This is a genomic window from Legionella jamestowniensis, from assembly GCF_001467745.1.
In the GTDB taxonomy this organism is placed as follows: domain Bacteria; phylum Pseudomonadota; class Gammaproteobacteria; order Legionellales; family Legionellaceae; genus Tatlockia; species Tatlockia jamestowniensis.
The window spans coordinates 74,186-92,655 of sequence record NZ_LNYG01000013.1 but is presented as its reverse complement, the minus strand read 5'-3'; the positions used below and the strand labels follow the sequence as shown (position 1 = coordinate 92,655).

Below are 18,470 nucleotides of genomic sequence, written 5' to 3'. Positions count from 1 at the left end.
GGTGAAGGGATCAGTTTTTTTGGAAAATACTAGTCCCGTTTTAGTCCAACAATTAAGGAGAATAGTAATGAAAGCAAATTTATTTGCTGCTGTGTTATCACTTTGTATCGTCTCTCTTCCTCTTCATGCCAAAGTGGAAGTTGTCAGCCCTAACTATACCAAAACAAAGGCGCCGCTTAGTAAAATTAATTTAAATACGGCTGACGTGAATACACTTTCAAAATCAGTAAAAGGCATTGGAAAAAAACGTGCAGAAGCAATTGTTCGTTATCGCGAAGAACACCATGGTTTTAAAACCCTTGAAGAATTGTCTCAGGTTAAGGGATTAGGAAAACAATTTGTAAAGAACAACTTGTCCAAACTTCAAGAGGTTTTTACACTTGACTAGGTTTTTTTAAAGCAATTTTAGGGCATAATGGCGGAATTATCCGCCATTATTTTAAGTGAAAATAATGGTGTGTCTGCTTTCCTACCTCCAGTGGCTTGTTCGCAGCATCCGGAAAGTAGCGTTAAGACACTGAATCTCAAGGACAAAGCTTTCCAATTAGCCTTAAGTTTTTTCTTAACATTTTATAAAAGGGTAGCACGGACCCGTTCGTGCTGAGAAGATGCGTTAGCCGTCGCGAAGCATGTATTAGAAGCAAGTCATTATGAGCGCTCTAGCCCCTTTGAGGCAAACATCAGGAAAGACATCCGTCCTCCCGAACGAAGTGAGGGATCTCCTGGCATCATGGAGATGTCTCACTCCGTTCGACATGACGTATGTCATTGGGAGAGCATTGGTTTGGGTTTAAAATAAATTGCTCTACGTTCCACGCTTTACTCGGGTGAAATTCACCTTCGATCTATAGCAAGTTGCACTAATTGATTAAAAAAGACTGATTATAAAGTCAGTTAAATAATTCCCGATACAAAGCTAAAAAATCTTAATAAAGATCTGTCGATTTTTATTCAAATATAAGGTAAAGTGTTGCCAAAAAAAGAATGAGGTAGTGTTGCACATGTTTAGGAAACTGAGGGGCGTTTTTTCTAATGATTTGTCCATTGATTTGGGAACGGCGAATACGTTAATTTACGTCAGGGACAAAGGGATAGTTTTAAACGAGCCATCCGTCGTAGCCCTCCGTAATGAATCAGGTCAAAAACGAGTTGCCGCTGTTGGTCTTGAAGCCAAGCGTATGTTAGGCAGAACCCCCGGCAATATTAATGCTATTCGACCAATGAAGGATGGTGTCATCGCTGATTTCTTTGTCACAGAGAAAATGCTGCAGCACTTTATCCATAAAGTTCATGAAAATCGTTTCTTACGACCAAGCCCGCGTGTATTGGTTTGCGTACCTTGCGGTTCCACACAAGTGGAACGACGTGCTATTCGTGAGTCAGCGATGGGTGCGGGTGCTCGTGAAGTATTCTTGATAGAAGAGCCTATGGCTGCGGCGTTAGGTTCCGGCATGCCTGTGGAAGAAGCAAGCGGCTCCATGGTGGTGGATATTGGCGGTGGTACTACAGAAGTCGCAATCATCTCGTTAAGTGGTATTGTTTATCATCAGTCAGTACGTATTGGTGGTGATAAATTTGATGATGCCATTGTTTCTTACGTTCGCCGTAATTACGGTACTTTAATCGGCGAAACCACCGCTGAACGTATTAAACATGAAATTGGCTCAGCTTTCCCCAGCCGTGATCTCTTTGAAATTGAAGTTAGAGGTAGAAACTTGGCTGAAGGTGTACCTCGTAGCTTTACTTTAACCAGTGCTGAAATTCTTGAAGCATTACAAGAGCCTCTTTCAGGGATTGTTGGTGCAGTTAGAGCTGCTTTGGAATTAGCCCCACCAGAACTTGCTGCAGACATTGCAGAGCGTGGTATGGTATTAACAGGTGGTGGAGCCCTATTGAAGAACATGGACACTTTATTAATGGAAGAAACAGGCCTGCCCGTGCTGGTTGCAGAAGATCCTCTAACCTGCGTAGCGCGTGGTGGTGGTAAGGCGTTAGAAACCATGGATCTTCGTGGTGGTGATTTCCTCTCAACAGAATAATCCTAAAAGCAGGATTTTTGCACAACATGGTAAACATAAAGCTTTTGGTTTTGTGTTTGCCTCCGTTTTATCTTTTTTATTGATGTTCTCTGATTATCATTACAATTATTTGAAGAGTATGCGCAGTGGTTTTGCATTAATTATTTCACCACTGCAATATGCCGTTGATTATCCTGTTCGAGTTATCGGCTGGGTTCAATCTTTGGTCAGTGCCAAAAAAGCGCTGATTAATGAAAATATGCAATTGCGCTACCAACAAACTTTACTTGAAGCGGAGTTACAGAAACTAATTGTTATTAAAGAAGAAAATTCACAGCTCAGAGAGCTGTTGCTGACCTCTTCGAAAGCTAAAATGCAGGCTATGGCAGCACAAATCCTGGCTGTGGATACCGGTAGTTCGCGCCAATTAGTCGTATTAAATAAAGGGAAGCGTGATGGCGTTTACGTAGGACAGCCAGTGCTCGATGCGAAAGGCGTGATGGGGCAGATTATTGATGTTGGTTCGATGACCAGCACTGTCCTTTTAATATCAGATTCCAAAAGTGCTGTACCTGTGCGAAATAATCGCACTGGTGAGCGGGCTATTTTGGTAGGTACCAATGACATGAGCCAATTATCATTGATTAACTTGCCAAAAACTTCATCCATTAGTAAAGGTGACTTATTGGTTACTTCGGGTATGGGACGTTTATATCCTGAAGGTTATCCTGTGGGGCGTGTTGAAACAGTAAAAAGTATACCTGGCGAAGCGTTTATCAAAGTGAATGTGTCACCCATCGCCTTGTTAAATCGAACAAGACTGGTCCTGCTTATATGGCCTGATAAAGAGCAAGCCACGTTAACAGCCCAGATTAATGAGCGTTTAAATGTGTTAGGGGATACTGCATGAATGTATACTTACGCTTATTTATTGCGGTTCTTATCTCCCTGGCATTAACTATCTTACCACTACCAGATTTTTTAACTGGTTTAAGGCCCCCCTGGATATTAATGTTAATTTTATATTTGCAGTTTTTTCTGCCCAATTATTTTAATGTGACCTTGCTTTTGATTGTTGGCTTACTTTTGGATGTTTTATTGGCAACGGTGCTTGGTGAACATGCGTTTGCATTGTCCGTAGTGACCTGGCTTGCGAGTAATAAGGCGCGGCGTTTTTACCTTTTTTCAATGGGGCAGCAAATGGCTTTAATTGGCTTTTTCTGCCTTCTTTATCAAACGTTAATCATGATGATAGAACTTTTTATGGGATATCATATTAGCTTTATTATGTCTGTCGGTGGGGCTGCAATCAGTATGATTTTATGGCCTTGGGTAAGGTTGCTGGCTGATGATACCTTAAGGGCTAAAACAGCATATAGTCGATGAAATTGTTCATCGACCATCATGAAAATTGAAAGTGAACACCTAAATCATCATTGTTTTTCATAAAGTCATGAAAATTTTTGTGAGTATTGGCCTCACCTGAGGATGGGTCAACTACAGTGATTTCCCCATCGTCGTTTGAGCGACAGAAAACCAGATGACCACCTGGCATATCCTTACTACTTACCATCACAAGCGCTGTGGAGTTATTAGGGAAGACATACTTTTCCGAGTTTGGGATGCTCTGTAAATTTTTACTACGATTTTTAAACATTCCATAAGCAGCAACCAAACCAGGGTCTTTCCCTTCGGCATTTTTCAAAGTTTGCGCAGCACGGTCCTCAAGGACAATACTAATGACATTGAGTTTATTATTTTCTAAAAAAGACATGAGCTTTGCTGGATCAGCTACACCCCCAGGGGTTGTCCAAATGGATTTATAAATTTCAAATTCTTTAAGTGGAGTACACTCCTTTTCATTAATGTGATCCGTATGGTACATCATTAATAAAATAGCCCTTGCTGCACAGGAACTGGGAAAAGTTTGCTGGTTTGGATTAGTATTGATTTGATTTAAACGCTCACCAATGTGTTTTTGCTGAATGGCAAATTCGGCAACTTCTTCACTAAAGGTGAGTAGTTTCTTAAGGCAATCATCCGATAGAAGTTCAACAACATCAGGATTTTGTAGCACCGATTTTACTATTTTGGGACTCAATTGCTGTAATGAGTTTATATCGAATTCCAAGAAATGTTTAAGTTCTAAGTTCTGATATTTTAGGACGTAGTTCAAGCGGGATTGCAACAGATCCAATGTCTCCTTATCCATACTGTCTATCGCATCGTTCATGAAATTTAATTCGACAATAACCCCTTCTTTAAGAATTTCATTGATATTTTCCGGGGTTAGATCTTCAATTCGGCTTTCGATTTTATCAATTAGCCTAAATGGAAAGTCTTCCTTTCGCTTTATAGGTACTTTCATAAACATGATAAGCGCTTTAAGGTCATTTTTTAATTAGTATAGTCATATTTGAAGCTTGGCAATTCTGACAAGAAGTCATTGACCTTGGCGGAACCCAAGATGTTTGATGTTTGATATGGGCGCAACAACGCGACTTCTAAAAAATTTTATCTATACAGAGGTTATTGCCAAAAGAGAAAACAGGGTAAAAGATAAAAAAATTCCTAAAATGTAGTAAAATTATACAAATTAACTTTATTTTTTTATCATGGCTCAAGAACGGCAGTATCCACTTAGCTTTTACAATCTTACGCAACAAACAGCAACAGAGTATAGCTACGCACCTATTGGTCAACCCGACTTGAATCAGCTTCTTAGAAGTAAACCCTACTGGCGTCAAACAAAATCTGTAGCTCGATTGCAAAAGAAACAATTACTTGTTGCCGACTGGAGAATGCATAGATGGACAAGAGAACAATTGAATGGGGTAATCAAGAAACTGCAGGAATGTGTGAATGATGGCTTTGAACTATACATTTGGCATGAGGGTAAACTTCATCCACTAAGGGAAGATAATTTAAACAATTTATTGATGTTGCCAACGAGCTATACAATACAACCTCATCGCTACCATCAAATTTTAAAAAGAGCTGAGGAGCAGAGTTTTGATAAAAAAAATCTTTTAATTCTTGATAATTTTCAAGTAGATTCCCTGCTCGACCCAAACGGTGAAGAAAAGACAAGAGAAATTCCTATAAGTCAGATATCTAGCGGGGATTTATTAAATATTGTTGCTGCTATAAAAGATGCAAAGCCCCCAGTAGAAACTTTTTTAGTTGATGAGTTCTCCAATGCCGCTCTAGCAAGGCTTCCAGAGTTACAAGCCCATTTTCCTGGCGTCAATTTTCCAAACGCTTATAAAAAATTGTTGTGTGAAAAAGATAGTAAATTAAAGCAATTTAGGGAAAAAGGACAAATTACTTACGGTCATGATGTTTTACAAGAGGAAAATATTGCTCAACTATTAGATGTAATTTTAATTTCTGAAAATTCTACAACGCAGGATTTGAATCATTTCCTGTCATTTACCAAAAATCTAAAGAGGTTGAAGATTTGGCGTTGTCCTAATTTTAATCAAGGAAGAATAAACCACCATGATCTAAGTCTTTTAAAAGAGCTTAATATTACCCACTCGTCCGTAGATGGGGACTCTATTAAAAATTTACTGTTTAGCGCGCCTAATTTAACCTATCTTACTCTTGTTAATTCGCCTGCATTTTCAACGAATGATTTGAACTTGTCTCATTTACAAGTTCTTGATTTTAATAAAGTGGATTTATCAGGATGGGATTTAAACCAATTATTAAATAAAAATATAACCCAGTTAACGTTCTCAAATGTAATAATCAAGCAAAACTTAATCCATGGATTAGACCTATCTAATCTTATAAATTTATCGCTCACCCATTGTGAGATATCGGCAGATAACTTAAGTAAGCTACTCAATGCTTCTCCCAACCTTCATCAATTAAAATTACCGGACTCCTTAAAAGGTTTAAAGCTGGATAAGCAGACGGTATTTCCCAGGCTTCGATCGCTTAATTTAGCAGGAACAACGTTTAGTACAGAAGAATTTCATCAGCTCCTCGAAAAGACTCCAAACCTTAAGCATTTGTCTTTGGACATCCGAAAAGTTCCCGGTAATTTAAGTTTCATAGTGCCTACAAACATTACAGAATTAGAGCTCTATGGAAGTGATGCTCATCAAATACCAAATATCTGGCCAAAAGCAGGTTCTCTTAAGTCATTAGAGGCTTGGGATGTTCATACCGATTGGTCTTTTTTAATTGATTCGGGTCAATTCAGTGCACTTGAATCGCTTATCCTCGATGACGGCAATATTACTAAGGATGAAATTATCAGGCTTGTAAATGCTGCTCCTAATTTAAAATCATTACAGATTGATCACTCTTTGTATACACATAACGATCTCGCAACCTTGTTAAAATCTCGCAAATTAGGTAGGTATGCCGATCAAAGCCCCCCTCCAGAAGCTGTAATTCGAAAACATCACTCTGGTACAAAAGGGGTGAGTGAAGCAAAGTATGGTGGAGTCAACCACTCCAAAGCCCATGCCCGGCAAACTATTGATGCGCATACCGGTAACACCTCGAAAACAACTTATGATATTCAGCGTATTTTTTACCCTACGGATTCATCATTTCCTATACCGGATGTAAGTTTTTACCGTCAGAATGTATTCAATAACCTGGAAGTAACCGATTCACCTTGCAAAATGCAGGACGCATTTTCGCTCGTCAAAAAAGGTGATCTCAAACTAAAGTCTATTGATATCGAATGCTGCCCTCATGATGTTTTTTCGTTGGCTAAAGCTCTACCTCAAGAGCCTGGTTCTTCTTGTTTTTATGGTAAACAAGCCTTTACATTAACGGAAGAATGGCAAGCTGTGTGTTCACTGTCAGCACAAGAAAGGATGACCCATTTTCATGTGGAGCCTTTTGCTGACAATGTCGAAATCCAATATTCTTTGCGTGACAATCAATACTACATCCGCTCTAAAAAAGGGATTAAGAACATAGAGCTCGATTTTTTAATACAGATTCCAAAGACTAAAACGCCGCTTCCTGCAGAATTCGCAAAACTTGTGGAGCATTTTAAATTTTTTGGTGAAGAGGCACTTAAAGTTGATAAAAAAGAGCCAACAGGCCAAGATTATTTACGTTATATCTTGGAACAAGGAAATGGAGCATGCCGTCATCGTAGTGTTGCATTTAAGGCCTACCTTGAAGAACATTACCCAGACATTCCGGTACGAGTTATTACGAATGGTTGCCATGCCTATGTCGAAATAAATGTGAATGGTGATTGGCATTCCTGTGATCTAGGTGGTTATGATGCGGAATTAAAACTTCATGATAACTATCAACCTGAGTTGCATTCGGAAGAAGAATTACTTTTTATCCAACAGCTTGAAACCTGGAATAAAGAGAAACCGCAGTTTGCCTCTGTTACGCAGTATTGTCAGGCTATTTTTCAACGAAATGAGATTGGCAAACATTTAATTGAGATTGCCGATGATACATCCCTTGAAGCACTGCAACTTTCCCTTCAGTCTTATGCCAAGCGTACGTCTCGTCCTGTTTATTACATTGACTCCCCCAATGATTTGATTTGTTCTGCTGCTTTTGTGGAACGTCAGGGGATAAAAGGGATAGTGAAGAAGGGGCCTGGGGGCCCCCTTTATGATTTTCTTCAAGCGAATCAGGATCCGAAACAATCTCCTGTTTTGTTGGTTAACTATGCCAATTTTACCGCAGCGGATATCGTTCGCTTTAACAGCTTATTGGATGATGTTAGAAAGGCCGATGGGACGTTGTTACCAGACTCGACCAAAGTAGTTGGTTTAATTAATCCAACAAAAGCAACGGCTTATCGTGGTGAAGATTTTTACTCGCGATTTGACAAAGTTGAAGCTTGTCCATTGGCATCACACTCATTACAGGATGCTGCACCCCCGTTAATTGTTCCTGAAAAGACAAGCGATAGTGAGGTAGTAACGATAAACCTTTATCATCTAGCCGATTGGGAAGAAAGGCTTTTGGGACGGTGGGTTCTTCAGAAAGATAACCTTTATTTTGAAGAGGGTGAGTTAGTGCCTGCGTTAACTTCGGGCAAAACCATTGAGCTGCAAAACGCACCCTGGGAGGATGAAAAATTTGTTCGTTTTTGGCAACATGCAAAACTACATGGCAAAATCAACCATGCTGGGCGTTGTATTGATATTCCCCCGAATCTAACACTTGTTAAAAATGAAGGTTATGACTGGGAGAGTTTGAAAACCCGAATCCATATAGAGCTTGGCATTAGCCTGGATGCAGTTGTTTTAAACCCCACGCAATTTAATCAATTTATTACCCAATATCATTGTGATAACCAATCAAAAACACTTGAACCTCTTCCGGGAATTTTAAAGTCACATGCAGGAAAAACGCTGGAGATCAATTTAACGTCAAACCTGTCAGACGATGAATGGGCGCTATTTTTAACTACCTGTCAAAAACATCAGGTGAATATTATTTGTCATAAAGCGCCAGGGGTAACTATCCCGCAACAATTGTCTGGCGAGCTACCCCATGAAGTTATTGAAAAGTCTGATTTATGGACAGGTGATGTCACTTACACCACGATTATTCAAAGTTCAGACGTTGATAGTACCGTTGATCAATTAAATAAGAACGGGGATTGGCAAGTGATTGATGTCAGCGAATGTCAATCTGCCGATTTATTGATAGCAACGAAGGGTTCATTAAATCAGGAAACCTTACGCTTTGAATTTACACAAAGCGAACGAGCGCTTCTCACTGCGCTATCCAATAATAAGAAAGTCATCCTCAAAGGCAAAGTTTCGCAGGAATTGGCAGACACCTTAGCATCATTACTTCTTGAAAGGCAGAAATCACAGCAGCCCAGCGGCTATTTGGCCATCTTAAGTAGTGATTGCCAAGCCTTTCGATATCTAAATCCACTGTCTCATGAAGTAAGTGTGGCGGAGAAAAAAGTTTGTCTGGAACGCTATATTAAAGCAGCACCTGATATGGTTTTAACCTCTGAAACCATTGATAAGGTTTTAACCCGCGAACAACTGGAAAGGGAGTCATTAAGCCAACTTAAAGCCAGGCTTGATCATTATTGCATTCATCCTGAACAATCGACAGAAGATGCCTGGAAAGGTATGTTTCGCTTAGAGAGCCGTATCAAGCTTGGTACGTTTAAACCACACAGCAGTAAAGAAGTGGCCGAAGCATTTATACAAAAGCGCCTCGAAGCAGTTAATAAGGTTCTTAAACAGGCACCTTATGCCTACCTCACGGGATTAACGGCTGTTGGTAAGTCAACCTTTGTCGAAGAGCATTTATGTAATGAAAATAAAAAGTTGTTCCAGGGAGAGTCACAAATTTTATCCTGGGCTACTGACTCTTCTGATCTTGAAAAAATCTTGTTTATCGATGAAGTAAATATTGAAAATCGTGATTGGAGCGAATTCGAAGGCTTGTTTGCTAATCCTCCCGGCATTTTGATTGATGGAACCTATCATCCCCTGACGAATAAGCACAAAGTTGTGTTTGCAGGTAATCCGTTGAGTTATGGTGGGGAGCGACAATTATCCCAATTTTTTGTACGCCATGGCAATGCGGTTCTTTTTGAAGTTATGCCGCAGGAATTTATTTATGAAAAAATAATCAAACCTGTTTTTAGTCAAACGGATTTGGAACTGGAAGTACTTGATATCGCCGAGCCCATCCTTTCCGTTTATAGCTATCTCTGTAAGCATTCCCGTGATGAAGTTCTAATTTCGCCCCGTGAGCTTCAGATGATGGCACTGCTTGTGTTGGCAGCGCATAAAAAACACCCTGAACTTAAGGTAGCAGAGCTAGCGGAACATTACGCTTATGAAATAGGAGAAAGCTTATGTCCTAAAGAAAAGCAAAGGAAGTTTGAAGAACGGTTTAAACCGTATGAGCCCTCCATAAAACAGACATTGGAAGCGGTCAGTGCGGATAAAAAATCTTCATTTTTAGTCACTGCATCACGCCAGGCAATCTATCAACAATTGAATGAGTTATTGCAATTACGTTTGTTACGTCGAGAAGGGAAAAATGCAGCGCAAAAGTATGGCGGTATTAATGGCTTCCTTATTGAAGGTGAGCCTGGTGCTGGCAAGAGTGAGCTTGTAACTGCTGCTTTAATTCAAAATGGTTATCAGGAAGTCCACTTTGACAAAACCGTAAAAGAAAGAAAGCCGGGAGAAAAAATATTCTATCGCATGCCTGTCAGCATGCAGTTCGAAGATAAAAAGACTCTCTTATTGAAAGCATTCGATGAGGGGGCTGTTGTCGTGGTGGATGAAATAAACAGTTCCCCGATGATGGAGAGGCTTTTAAATGCTCTTTTAATGGGGAAAACACCTGAAGGAAGACGCCCTGCAAACCCTGGGTTTCTAATCATTGGGACACAAAATCCTGCGACGATGGGAGGACGTTTACAGACGGGGACTGCTTTGTCAAGGCGTATGATTAAAAAAGAAATGCCTTCTTACCCTGAACAGGAAATTAAAGCTATTTTATTGGAAAAAGAGATTAAGGCTTCAACTATTGATGCTCTGCTTAAAGCGTTTAATTATTGTTGTACAAAAGCAAAAAAATATCAGCTAACACCTGCACCAACTTTTCGAGATTTGTTGCGCGTCGTTAAAAAACATTTAAACGCTCTAAGTAAAGTTTCACCGGCAAATCCGTTTGAAGCGGATAAATTCGAAAAACAAAAGGCAGCTATTTCAAAAATGGTGCAAGAGATCATTGCCAGAAGAAAAGTGCCCGGTGATGTGAAAAGCCAGGAGGAAGTGCCCTCATTTATTTACCCCGCCTCTTATACAAAAATATGTGATAACCATGCTGACCCGCTTGCAAAAGCGAGAGCGCTTCTTGATGATTATACAAAATCAAATTCAAGCATTTCCCGCTTTTTCCATGGCCACTGGCGACGGCACCATGTGGTAGAGCTGTCACTCATCATTGAAGAAATAGGCCAGGATAAAGCCATCAATAATCTTAAGGATCTTTTGCACCTATTAAGCTGTATTCCCTTGCAAAACAATAAGGGTTCATTGGCGCATCGGATTGGCTTTATAAAAGAACACATTCTTCCTCTTGTAGAAGAGGACAAATTACAATCAGCCGAAATGAATAAATTCTCTTAAAAACTTTAGGAATGCGACCAGTTATTTTAATTCACGTAAATCAACACAGATTCTTTTATATTCTCCGGGTTGCAAATCCTCTAAGGACCAGTTGGCAATGCGATGACGCACAAGTCTTAGCGTGGGAAAACCAATAGCCGCTGTCATTTTACGAATTTGATGATTTTTACCTTCCCGTAAAATGATCTCTAACCAACTGGTAGGAATATTTTTTCGAAAACGAACAGGGGGATTTCGTGGCCATAGTTCAGGTTCTTCAATCAGGCGAACTTTTGCTGGTAAGTATCGGGTGTGCTTAACGATTAATCCTTGTCGAAGGGGTAAAAGCGCATTGTCTTGGGGGACACCTTCCACCTGTACCCAATAATATTTTTCTTTACGAAAGGCAGGATCGGTTAATCGATGTTGTAATTTCCCATCATTGGTCAATAAAAGTAAGCCCTCGCTATTTTTATCCAAACGACCGGCTGCATAGAAATTAGGCATGCTAATGTAATCTGCTAACGTTTTATCCCCTTCTTCCCCAGTAAATTGGCTTAAGACGTTGAAGGGTTTGTTAAATAATAAAATATCACTCACAGGTTTTATAATGGATTGGAAAAAAAGACTTATTATGCAGCGAAACGCATTTGGGACAAAGGGTTTTAGCATGCTATGATAACTCACTTTCAAATCGACGGAGTTGCTATGACATTCGAAAAAATTAATGTTCCTGCTGAAGGAGAAGCCATTACAGTTTCTGCTGACTTGTCTTTAAATGTTCCTGATTACCCCATTATTCCTTTTATTGAGGGTGATGGCATTGGTGTTGACGTGACCCCGCCTATGATCCATGTGGTAGACGCCGCTGTAGCAAAAGCGTATGGAAATCAAAGAAAAATTTCATGGATGGAAGTATACGCGGGTGAAAAAGCGACGAAAGTGTATGGGGCTGATCAGTGGCTACCCAAAGAAACACTTGATGCGTTAAAGAAATACGTGGTCGCTATTAAAGGTCCTCTAACGACACCCGTAGGTGGAGGCATTCGTTCCTTAAACGTAGCTATTCGTCAAGAACTTGATCTGTACACTTGTTTGCGCCCCGTTCGTTATTTTTCGGGCACCCCAAGTCCTGTAAAAGAACCATGGAAAACAGATATGGTTATTTTCCGCGAAAACTCTGAGGACATTTATGCGGGTATTGAATGGCAGGCAGATTCTGCAGAAGCCAAGAAGGTGATTAATTTTCTGCAAAATGAAATGGGTGTTAAAAAAATTCGTTTTCCAGAGCATTGTGGTATAGGCATTAAACCAGTCTCTCAACAAGGCACTTCACGATTGGTTAGGGCTGCTATTCAGTATGCTATTGACAATAATCGGGATTCGGTCACTTTGGTCCATAAAGGAAACATCATGAAGTTCACTGAGGGTGCCTTTAAAGACTGGGGTTATCAGGTTGCGCGCGAAAATTTTGGGGCAACAGAATATCAAGGTGGCCCATGGATGCAGTTAACCAATCCTAAAACTGGAAAAGCAATCATTATCAAAGACGTCATTGCTGATGCCTTTCTGCAGCAAATTTTATTACGCCCTGAAGATTATAGTGTTATCGCCACCTTAAATTTAAATGGTGATTATATTTCTGATGCACTTGCAGCCCAGGTAGGTGGAATCGGTATCGCGCCAGGTGCCAATATTGGGGATAAAGTGGCTGTGTTTGAAGCAACTCATGGTACCGCTCCAAAATATGCAGGTCAAAATAAAGTGAACCCTGGTTCGCTAATTTTATCGGCAGAAATGATGCTGCGTCATTTAGGTTGGATGGAAGCTGCTGATTACATTATCAAAGGGGTTGAAGGGGCTATTGAAGCTAAAACAGTGACTTACGATTTTGAGCGCTTAATGGAAGGGGCAACCTGCGTGAGTAGTTCTGGTTTTGGTGAAGAAATAGTCAAGCACATGTAAGTTATACTTAAAGAGTTATTCTTGGTGAGTAAATGTCGCCAGGGAAATTTGCAAAGCGTGTTGACATTTTTTTCATGATCTTGCTCAAGAGGCCACATGCAACACTTTGCACGGGACAAACTTTTTTTATGTAGTCGTTGCAAACGAAGTGAAGCAATCCAGTACAGATTTTTGTTTACAGACGTACTAGATTGCTTCGCTAGAGCTCGCAAAGACGCAGTTTCAAGTCTTTATCCTATGCAGAGGCTTCATCCAAGATATCTTTGGATATCACGGACAAGCAGGGTTATATAGTTTTTCCCATCGTATTTAAGATGATCCCTGATGATTTTAAGAACCAGTAATGGAAAGCTAATTTGAGTGCAATCTAATCAAGCTGTTATTGATTATCGCAAGGTTTAATTTTTTAAAGAATTTAATCAATTTTTACTGGCCAAAAATGCTTTAGAAGTCTATAAAATTAATAAAGGGTGTATGTTATGAGTGGATGGTCTTTAGAGGAAGTAGTTGAACGAAAGAAGGCTGAATCAGAAGTTTTACCCGAGATTAAACAGCCTAGAAAATATAAAGTTATCCTACTTAATGACGATTACACGCCCATGGAATTTGTAGTAGAAGTGTTAAAGCAGTTTTTCCATTTAAGTGAAGAGGTAGCAACCCAGGTGATGTTACAGGTTCATATTGTGGGGAAAGGTGTTTGTGGTGTTTTTACAAGGGACATAGCAGAAACGAAGGTTGCATTGGTTAATGATCATGCTAGAAGTAATCAACATCCTCTGTTATGTACCATGGAACCAGAATAATTGGTGGTTGGCTGGAGAGAGGAGCAACGGCAATGTTAAACAAAGAACTTGAATTCACCTTAAATCTAGCCTTTAAGGAAGCGAAGGAGAAGCGTCATGAATTCATGACTGTTGAGCATTTATTGTTATCGCTGCTTGATAATCCGGCTGCAGGCAATGTATTACAAGCTTGTGATGCCAATATTGATGCTTTGCGTCGGGATTTAATTGAGTTCATTGATGAAACCACTCCCAGAATTCCGGAAGATGAGCTAGATAGAGAGACTCAGCCAACACTTGGGTTTCAACGGGTTTTACAACGTGCTGTATTTCATGTGCAATCAGCTGGTAAGACTGAAGTGACAGGAGCTAACGTACTGGCTGCTATTTTCAGCGAACAAGAAAGTCAGGCTGTTTATTTCCTTCGTCGGGAGAATATTACTCGTCTGGACGTTATAAATTATATTTCGCATGGTGTATCGAAATATCATAGTGATATGTCTGAAGGGATGAATTCGATGGATGAAGAGGCTCTTGGCGGTGAGGTAAACGAGTCACCACTGGAAAGCTATTGCATGAATCTTAACAAGCGGGCTCGACTTGGTAAGATTGATCCGTTAATTGGTCGCCATGAAGAAATCCAACGTACCATTCAAGTTTTATGCCGACGTCGTAAAAACAATCCTTTACTTGTAGGCGAAGCTGGTGTGGGTAAAACAGCCATTGCCGAAGGCTTGGCGCGACGCATCGTTGATGGAGAGGTTCCAGAGGCTATTCATAATTGCGTTGTTTATTCGCTCGATTTGGGGGCTTTATTGGCTGGTACCAAATACCGTGGTGATTTTGAAAAACGTTTAAAAGCAGTTTTAAAACAACTTTCCCAACAAGATGGTGCCGTCCTGTTTATTGACGAAATTCATACGATTATTGGCGCTGGTGCTGCCTCAGGTGGTGTCATGGATGCTTCGAACCTCATTAAACCATTGCTCGCCAATGGTGAATTAAAATGCATCGGCTCAACGACGTATCAGGAGTATCGTGGTATCTTTGAAAAGGATAGGGCGCTTGCCAGACGCTTCCAAAAAATTGACATTACAGAACCAAGTATTGATGAAACCTTTGAAATTCTTAAAGGTTTGAAAGGTCGTCTGGAAGAGCATCATGGTGTTAAGTTCTCCATTCCTTCTCTAAAAGCTGCGGCGGAGTTATCTGCAAAATATATTAACGATCGTTTCTTACCCGATAAGGCAATTGATGTGGTCGATGAAGCAGGGGCTTATCAAAATCTGTTAACCGCTAACAAGCGTAAAAAAATTATTAGCGTCGCCGAAATTGAAAGTGTTGTTGCCAAAATTGCACGCATCCCTGTTAAAAAAGTATCAGCCAGGGACAAAGATACGCTGCGTAATCTTGAGCGTGACTTAAAATTATTGGTTTATGGACAAGACGATGCGATTACAGCGCTTGCCTCCGCCATCAAGCTTGCACGTTCCGGCTTACGAGAGCCCCAAAAGCCAGTAGGTTGTTTCTTATTTACAGGGCCTACAGGGGTAGGTAAAACAGAGGTTACCAGACAGCTTGCCAATGTATTAGGCATTGAACTACTACGTTTTGATATGTCTGAATACATGGAAAAACATACCGTATCCCGCTTGATTGGCGCTCCTCCAGGCTATGTTGGTTATGATCAGGGAGGGTTATTAACAGAGGCTGTTACTAAAAATCCCCATGCCGTGCTGCTGTTGGATGAAATAGAAAAAGCCCATCCCGATGTATTTAATTTGCTGCTGCAAATCATGGATCATGGCACCTTAACGGATACTAATGGTCGTCAAGCTGACTTTAGACATGTCATTCTGGTAATGACTTCCAATGCGGGTGCGAGTGAAATTAGCCGAAATTCAATCGGATTTTCCTTGCAAGATAATAGTAGCGATGGGTTGGAGGTTCTTAAACGTCAATTCAGTCCAGAATTTAGAAACAGGCTGGATGCCATTATTAATTTTGCACCTTTGGATACAGAAACCATCGGTTTGGTTGTCGATAAATTTATCATGGAGCTGGATGAGCAATTAAGCAATAAAGGTGTATCCTTTAAGGTTGATCAAGCTGCTCGCGACTGGCTGATTGAACATGGCTATGATAAAGCAATGGGTGCTCGTCCGATGGCAAGGTTAATTCAAGAAAACGTTAAAAAACCTCTTGCAGATGAATTACTTTTCGGTAAGTTGGCCAATGGCGGACACGTTGTTTTGAAAGTAAAAGATGGCAAATTACACTTTGATAGCCACGATCATCGCGAAGGGGTTTTCTAAAACACTGTATACTCAATCAAATGCGCCTTAAGGCGCATTTTTTATGACGTTTGTCATCCAGTTGGCGCAATTGTATGTTTGGAAATGATTTCTAAAAATTTTATCATTTGTTGAATAGGAGCGAACCCGTGTAATGTTCCGCTGAAGACATTACAGAAGTTCTGGGTTAAAATAGCGACATTGTATTCAAATTGGTTATTACATGCTGAGTGTCATCATTATTGCCAAGGATGAAGAAGCAAACATTAAACGTTGTCTAGAATCAGTACAATGGGCAGACGAAATAATTGTGCTTGATTCGGGGAGTACTGACAACACGGTTACTATTGCAAAAGAATTCACAAGCCACGTTTACAGTACCGATTGGCAAGGCTATGGCGTTCAAAAGCAACGTGCTTTATCTTATGCCACAGGGGATTGGGTCTTAAATCTGGATGCGGATGAATCAATAGGTAGTGAATTACGAGAGTCGATTAAAAAAGCGATAAAGAGCAATGAAGCAGAGGCTTATCGTATTCCCATTTGTATGAAGTTTTACGGAAAGCTCATGCGCTTTTCCTCGAGTCCTAAAAGACACATTCGACTTTTTAAACGAGCTGGGGCGCGTTACAGTGATGATATCGTGCATGAAAAGGTTATATTACCCCCTACGGCCAAGGTAGGACGCCTAAAAGCGGCAATTCAACATCATTCCTTCCAGGATTTAAGCCACGCCCTGTATAAAGTTAACAAATATTCTTCTTATAGTGCCAAAATTCGCATTGAGCAACGGCCTTCCCCTAAATTCGCAAAAATACTCTTTAGTACCAGCTGGATGTTTGTACGTTGTTATTTTTTACAGCGGGGATTTTTGGACGGCAGGGAGGGTTTTATATTAGCAGTGTTGAATGCCCAGGGCACTTTTTATCGCGGTATTAAACAACTGTATCGTGATTCAAAAGTAGAGCAATTACCCAGTACACCCAGAGAGAATTAAGAATGGACACCTCGCTTAGCTTTTCCCAACGATTTCCTATGCAAACATGGGTTTCAATTCTTTTAGGCGCTACCTTATTGGCATTACCCATGAGTTCTACTGCCAAAAGTGTCTTTTTAAGCCTTTCTCTAGTCGCTATATTACTTACACCCTCGTTACGCAAGGATGCATTAGCACTTTTTGCGACTCACTGGGGTAAGACAGCTATTTTACTGTTTCTGATTGTACTTCTTGCCTGTTTGTGGAGCCCCGCCAGTTTTAGCGATAAAAAATTTATGATTGAAAAATACAGTAAATTACTTTATCTCCCCTTTTTAGTTGCGGGATTTAAGAGTGCTAAAACAAGAAAGCTTAGCTTGCATGCTTTTTTATTGGCTATGGTTATTACTTGTACACTGTCTGTTTTAAAATTTCATGGCTTTTTACAGTCATTTAATTTTGATCCTGATCATGTGTTCCGTAATCATATTATGACTGGTTTCATGGTGGCTTTTGCTGCGTATTTATCCTGGTTATTTGCTTATCGGCAACAAGGACATTCACGCTTGGGGTATGTGGTATTGGCATTACTCTTTAGTTATCAAGTTCTTTTTGTAAGCGGAGGACGGACTGGGTATGTCATTTATTTATTGTTAATGGGAATTTTAATAGTACAGTTATGCACCTGGCGTCAGGCCATAGCAGGAATAGGCTTGGTTTTTGCCATATTTGTAACTAGTTATTTGGCAAGTCCGGTAATGAAAGGGCGTGTGGATGGTGTTATTCAGCAGATACAAAGTTACCAGCACAACCAGAAAGATACGGATGTTGGCTTGCGTTTACAGTTTCATGATTACGCACATCAGTTATTTAATCGACATCCTATAGCGGGCAATGGCACCGGCAGTTTTACTTATTATTTTGCCAAAGAGAATCCTGTTCCATTCTGGAGCTGGAAATTGACAGAACCTCACAGTCAGTATTGGTTGACAGCTGCTGAATTTGGTTTATTAGGGATTGCGGCTTTGCTATTCTTTTTTATTAGCCTTTTTCAGGCTTGCCTGCGGCTGGATAAAATGAAAATGATCGCTTTTGCGATGTTAATCCCATTCATGATTGGTAATCTATCAGACTCCTTGCTTCTTTATTCAGGTTCTGGTTATTTCTTTTTGTTATTTATGGCTCTTTGCTTTGGCGAGAGCCTTGAATTTCAGAAAAGCAAAGCTAAATAAGATCTCAGTAAGTTAAACCATTTATTAATTTGATACTCTAATCTTGGGTAAATTGTTGCTCTCTGGGTAAATCTACCCATACATGCTTCCTGCAATCTG

General features: G+C 40.2%; 12 protein-coding genes. 10 read left to right on the top strand and 2 right to left on the bottom strand.

Translation table 11 applies throughout. The features are described 5' to 3' along the window. The first annotated feature begins 67 nt into the window (after positions 1-67). From Ljam_RS04865 to mreD, 4 genes are all read left to right on the top strand, one after another. Positions 68-388: a ComEA family DNA-binding protein gene (locus Ljam_RS04865; protein WP_058449006.1), complete on the top strand. Its 321-nt coding sequence runs from the start codon at positions 68-70 to the stop codon at positions 386-388. 613 nt (positions 389-1,001) lie between these two features. Then, positions 1,002-2,039 carry a rod shape-determining protein gene (locus tag Ljam_RS04860; RefSeq protein ID WP_025385468.1) on the top strand — a complete coding sequence of 346 codons (1,038 nt, stop codon included), beginning with the start codon at positions 1,002-1,004 and terminating at the stop codon, positions 2,037-2,039. After that, entirely contained in the window at positions 2,017-2,928 is a 912-nt protein-coding gene (mreC, locus tag Ljam_RS04855) for a rod shape-determining protein MreC (RefSeq protein ID WP_058450742.1), read from the top strand. Before Ljam_RS04860 ends, mreC begins: the two co-directional genes overlap by 23 nt. After that, on the top strand, positions 2,925-3,404 hold the full coding sequence (mreD, locus tag Ljam_RS04850; protein WP_058449005.1) for a rod shape-determining protein MreD: 480 nt from the start codon (positions 2,925-2,927) through the stop codon (positions 3,402-3,404). The genes mreC and mreD overlap by 4 nt, the downstream gene beginning before the upstream one ends. Positions 3,405-3,420: 16 nt before the next feature. Here the strand turns inward: mreD and Ljam_RS04845 are convergent, their stop codons facing one another. Continuing rightward, complete coding sequence (locus Ljam_RS04845; protein WP_058449004.1) at positions 3,421-4,392, bottom strand: hypothetical protein; 972 nt, start codon at positions 4,390-4,392, stop codon at positions 3,421-3,423. Between the two features lie 241 nt (positions 4,393-4,633). Between Ljam_RS04845 and Ljam_RS04840 the strand changes: the two genes are divergently transcribed. Beyond that, positions 4,634-11,143, top strand: a complete 6,510-nt coding sequence (locus Ljam_RS04840) for a DUF5617 domain-containing protein (RefSeq protein ID WP_058449003.1) — start codon at positions 4,634-4,636, stop codon at positions 11,141-11,143. Between the two features lie 21 nt (positions 11,144-11,164). On the opposite strand, the gene Ljam_RS04835 is transcribed toward Ljam_RS04840, so the two are convergent. Next, positions 11,165-11,722: a pseudouridine synthase gene (locus Ljam_RS04835; protein ID WP_058450741.1), complete on the bottom strand. Its 558-nt coding sequence runs from the start codon at positions 11,720-11,722 to the stop codon at positions 11,165-11,167. Between the two features lie 108 nt (positions 11,723-11,830). Here Ljam_RS04835 and icd point away from each other — a divergent pair, with 108 nt between their 5' ends. The 5 genes from icd (at position 11,831) to Ljam_RS04810 (ending at position 18,371) form a co-directional block, all read left to right on the top strand. Next, positions 11,831-13,087 carry an NADP-dependent isocitrate dehydrogenase gene (gene icd / locus Ljam_RS04830; RefSeq protein WP_058449002.1) on the top strand — a complete coding sequence of 419 codons (1,257 nt, stop codon included), beginning with the start codon at positions 11,831-11,833 and terminating at the stop codon, positions 13,085-13,087. A 479-nt stretch (positions 13,088-13,566) separates the two neighbouring features. Then, positions 13,567-13,890 (top strand): ATP-dependent Clp protease adapter ClpS, encoded by a 324-nt coding sequence (gene clpS, locus Ljam_RS04825; protein WP_058449001.1) that lies wholly within the window; start codon positions 13,567-13,569, stop codon positions 13,888-13,890. A gap of 32 nt (positions 13,891-13,922) precedes the next feature. Next, positions 13,923-16,184 (top strand): ATP-dependent Clp protease ATP-binding subunit ClpA, encoded by a 2,262-nt coding sequence (gene clpA, locus Ljam_RS04820; RefSeq protein ID WP_058449000.1) that lies wholly within the window; start codon positions 13,923-13,925, stop codon positions 16,182-16,184. A 202-nt stretch (positions 16,185-16,386) separates the two neighbouring features. After that, entirely contained in the window at positions 16,387-17,160 is a 774-nt protein-coding gene (locus Ljam_RS04815; RefSeq protein ID WP_058448999.1) for a glycosyltransferase family 2 protein, read from the top strand. A gap of 2 nt (positions 17,161-17,162) precedes the next feature. Beyond that, complete coding sequence (locus Ljam_RS04810; protein WP_082651576.1) at positions 17,163-18,371, top strand: O-antigen ligase family protein; 1,209 nt, start codon at positions 17,163-17,165, stop codon at positions 18,369-18,371. Positions 18,372-18,470 lie beyond the last annotated feature (99 nt).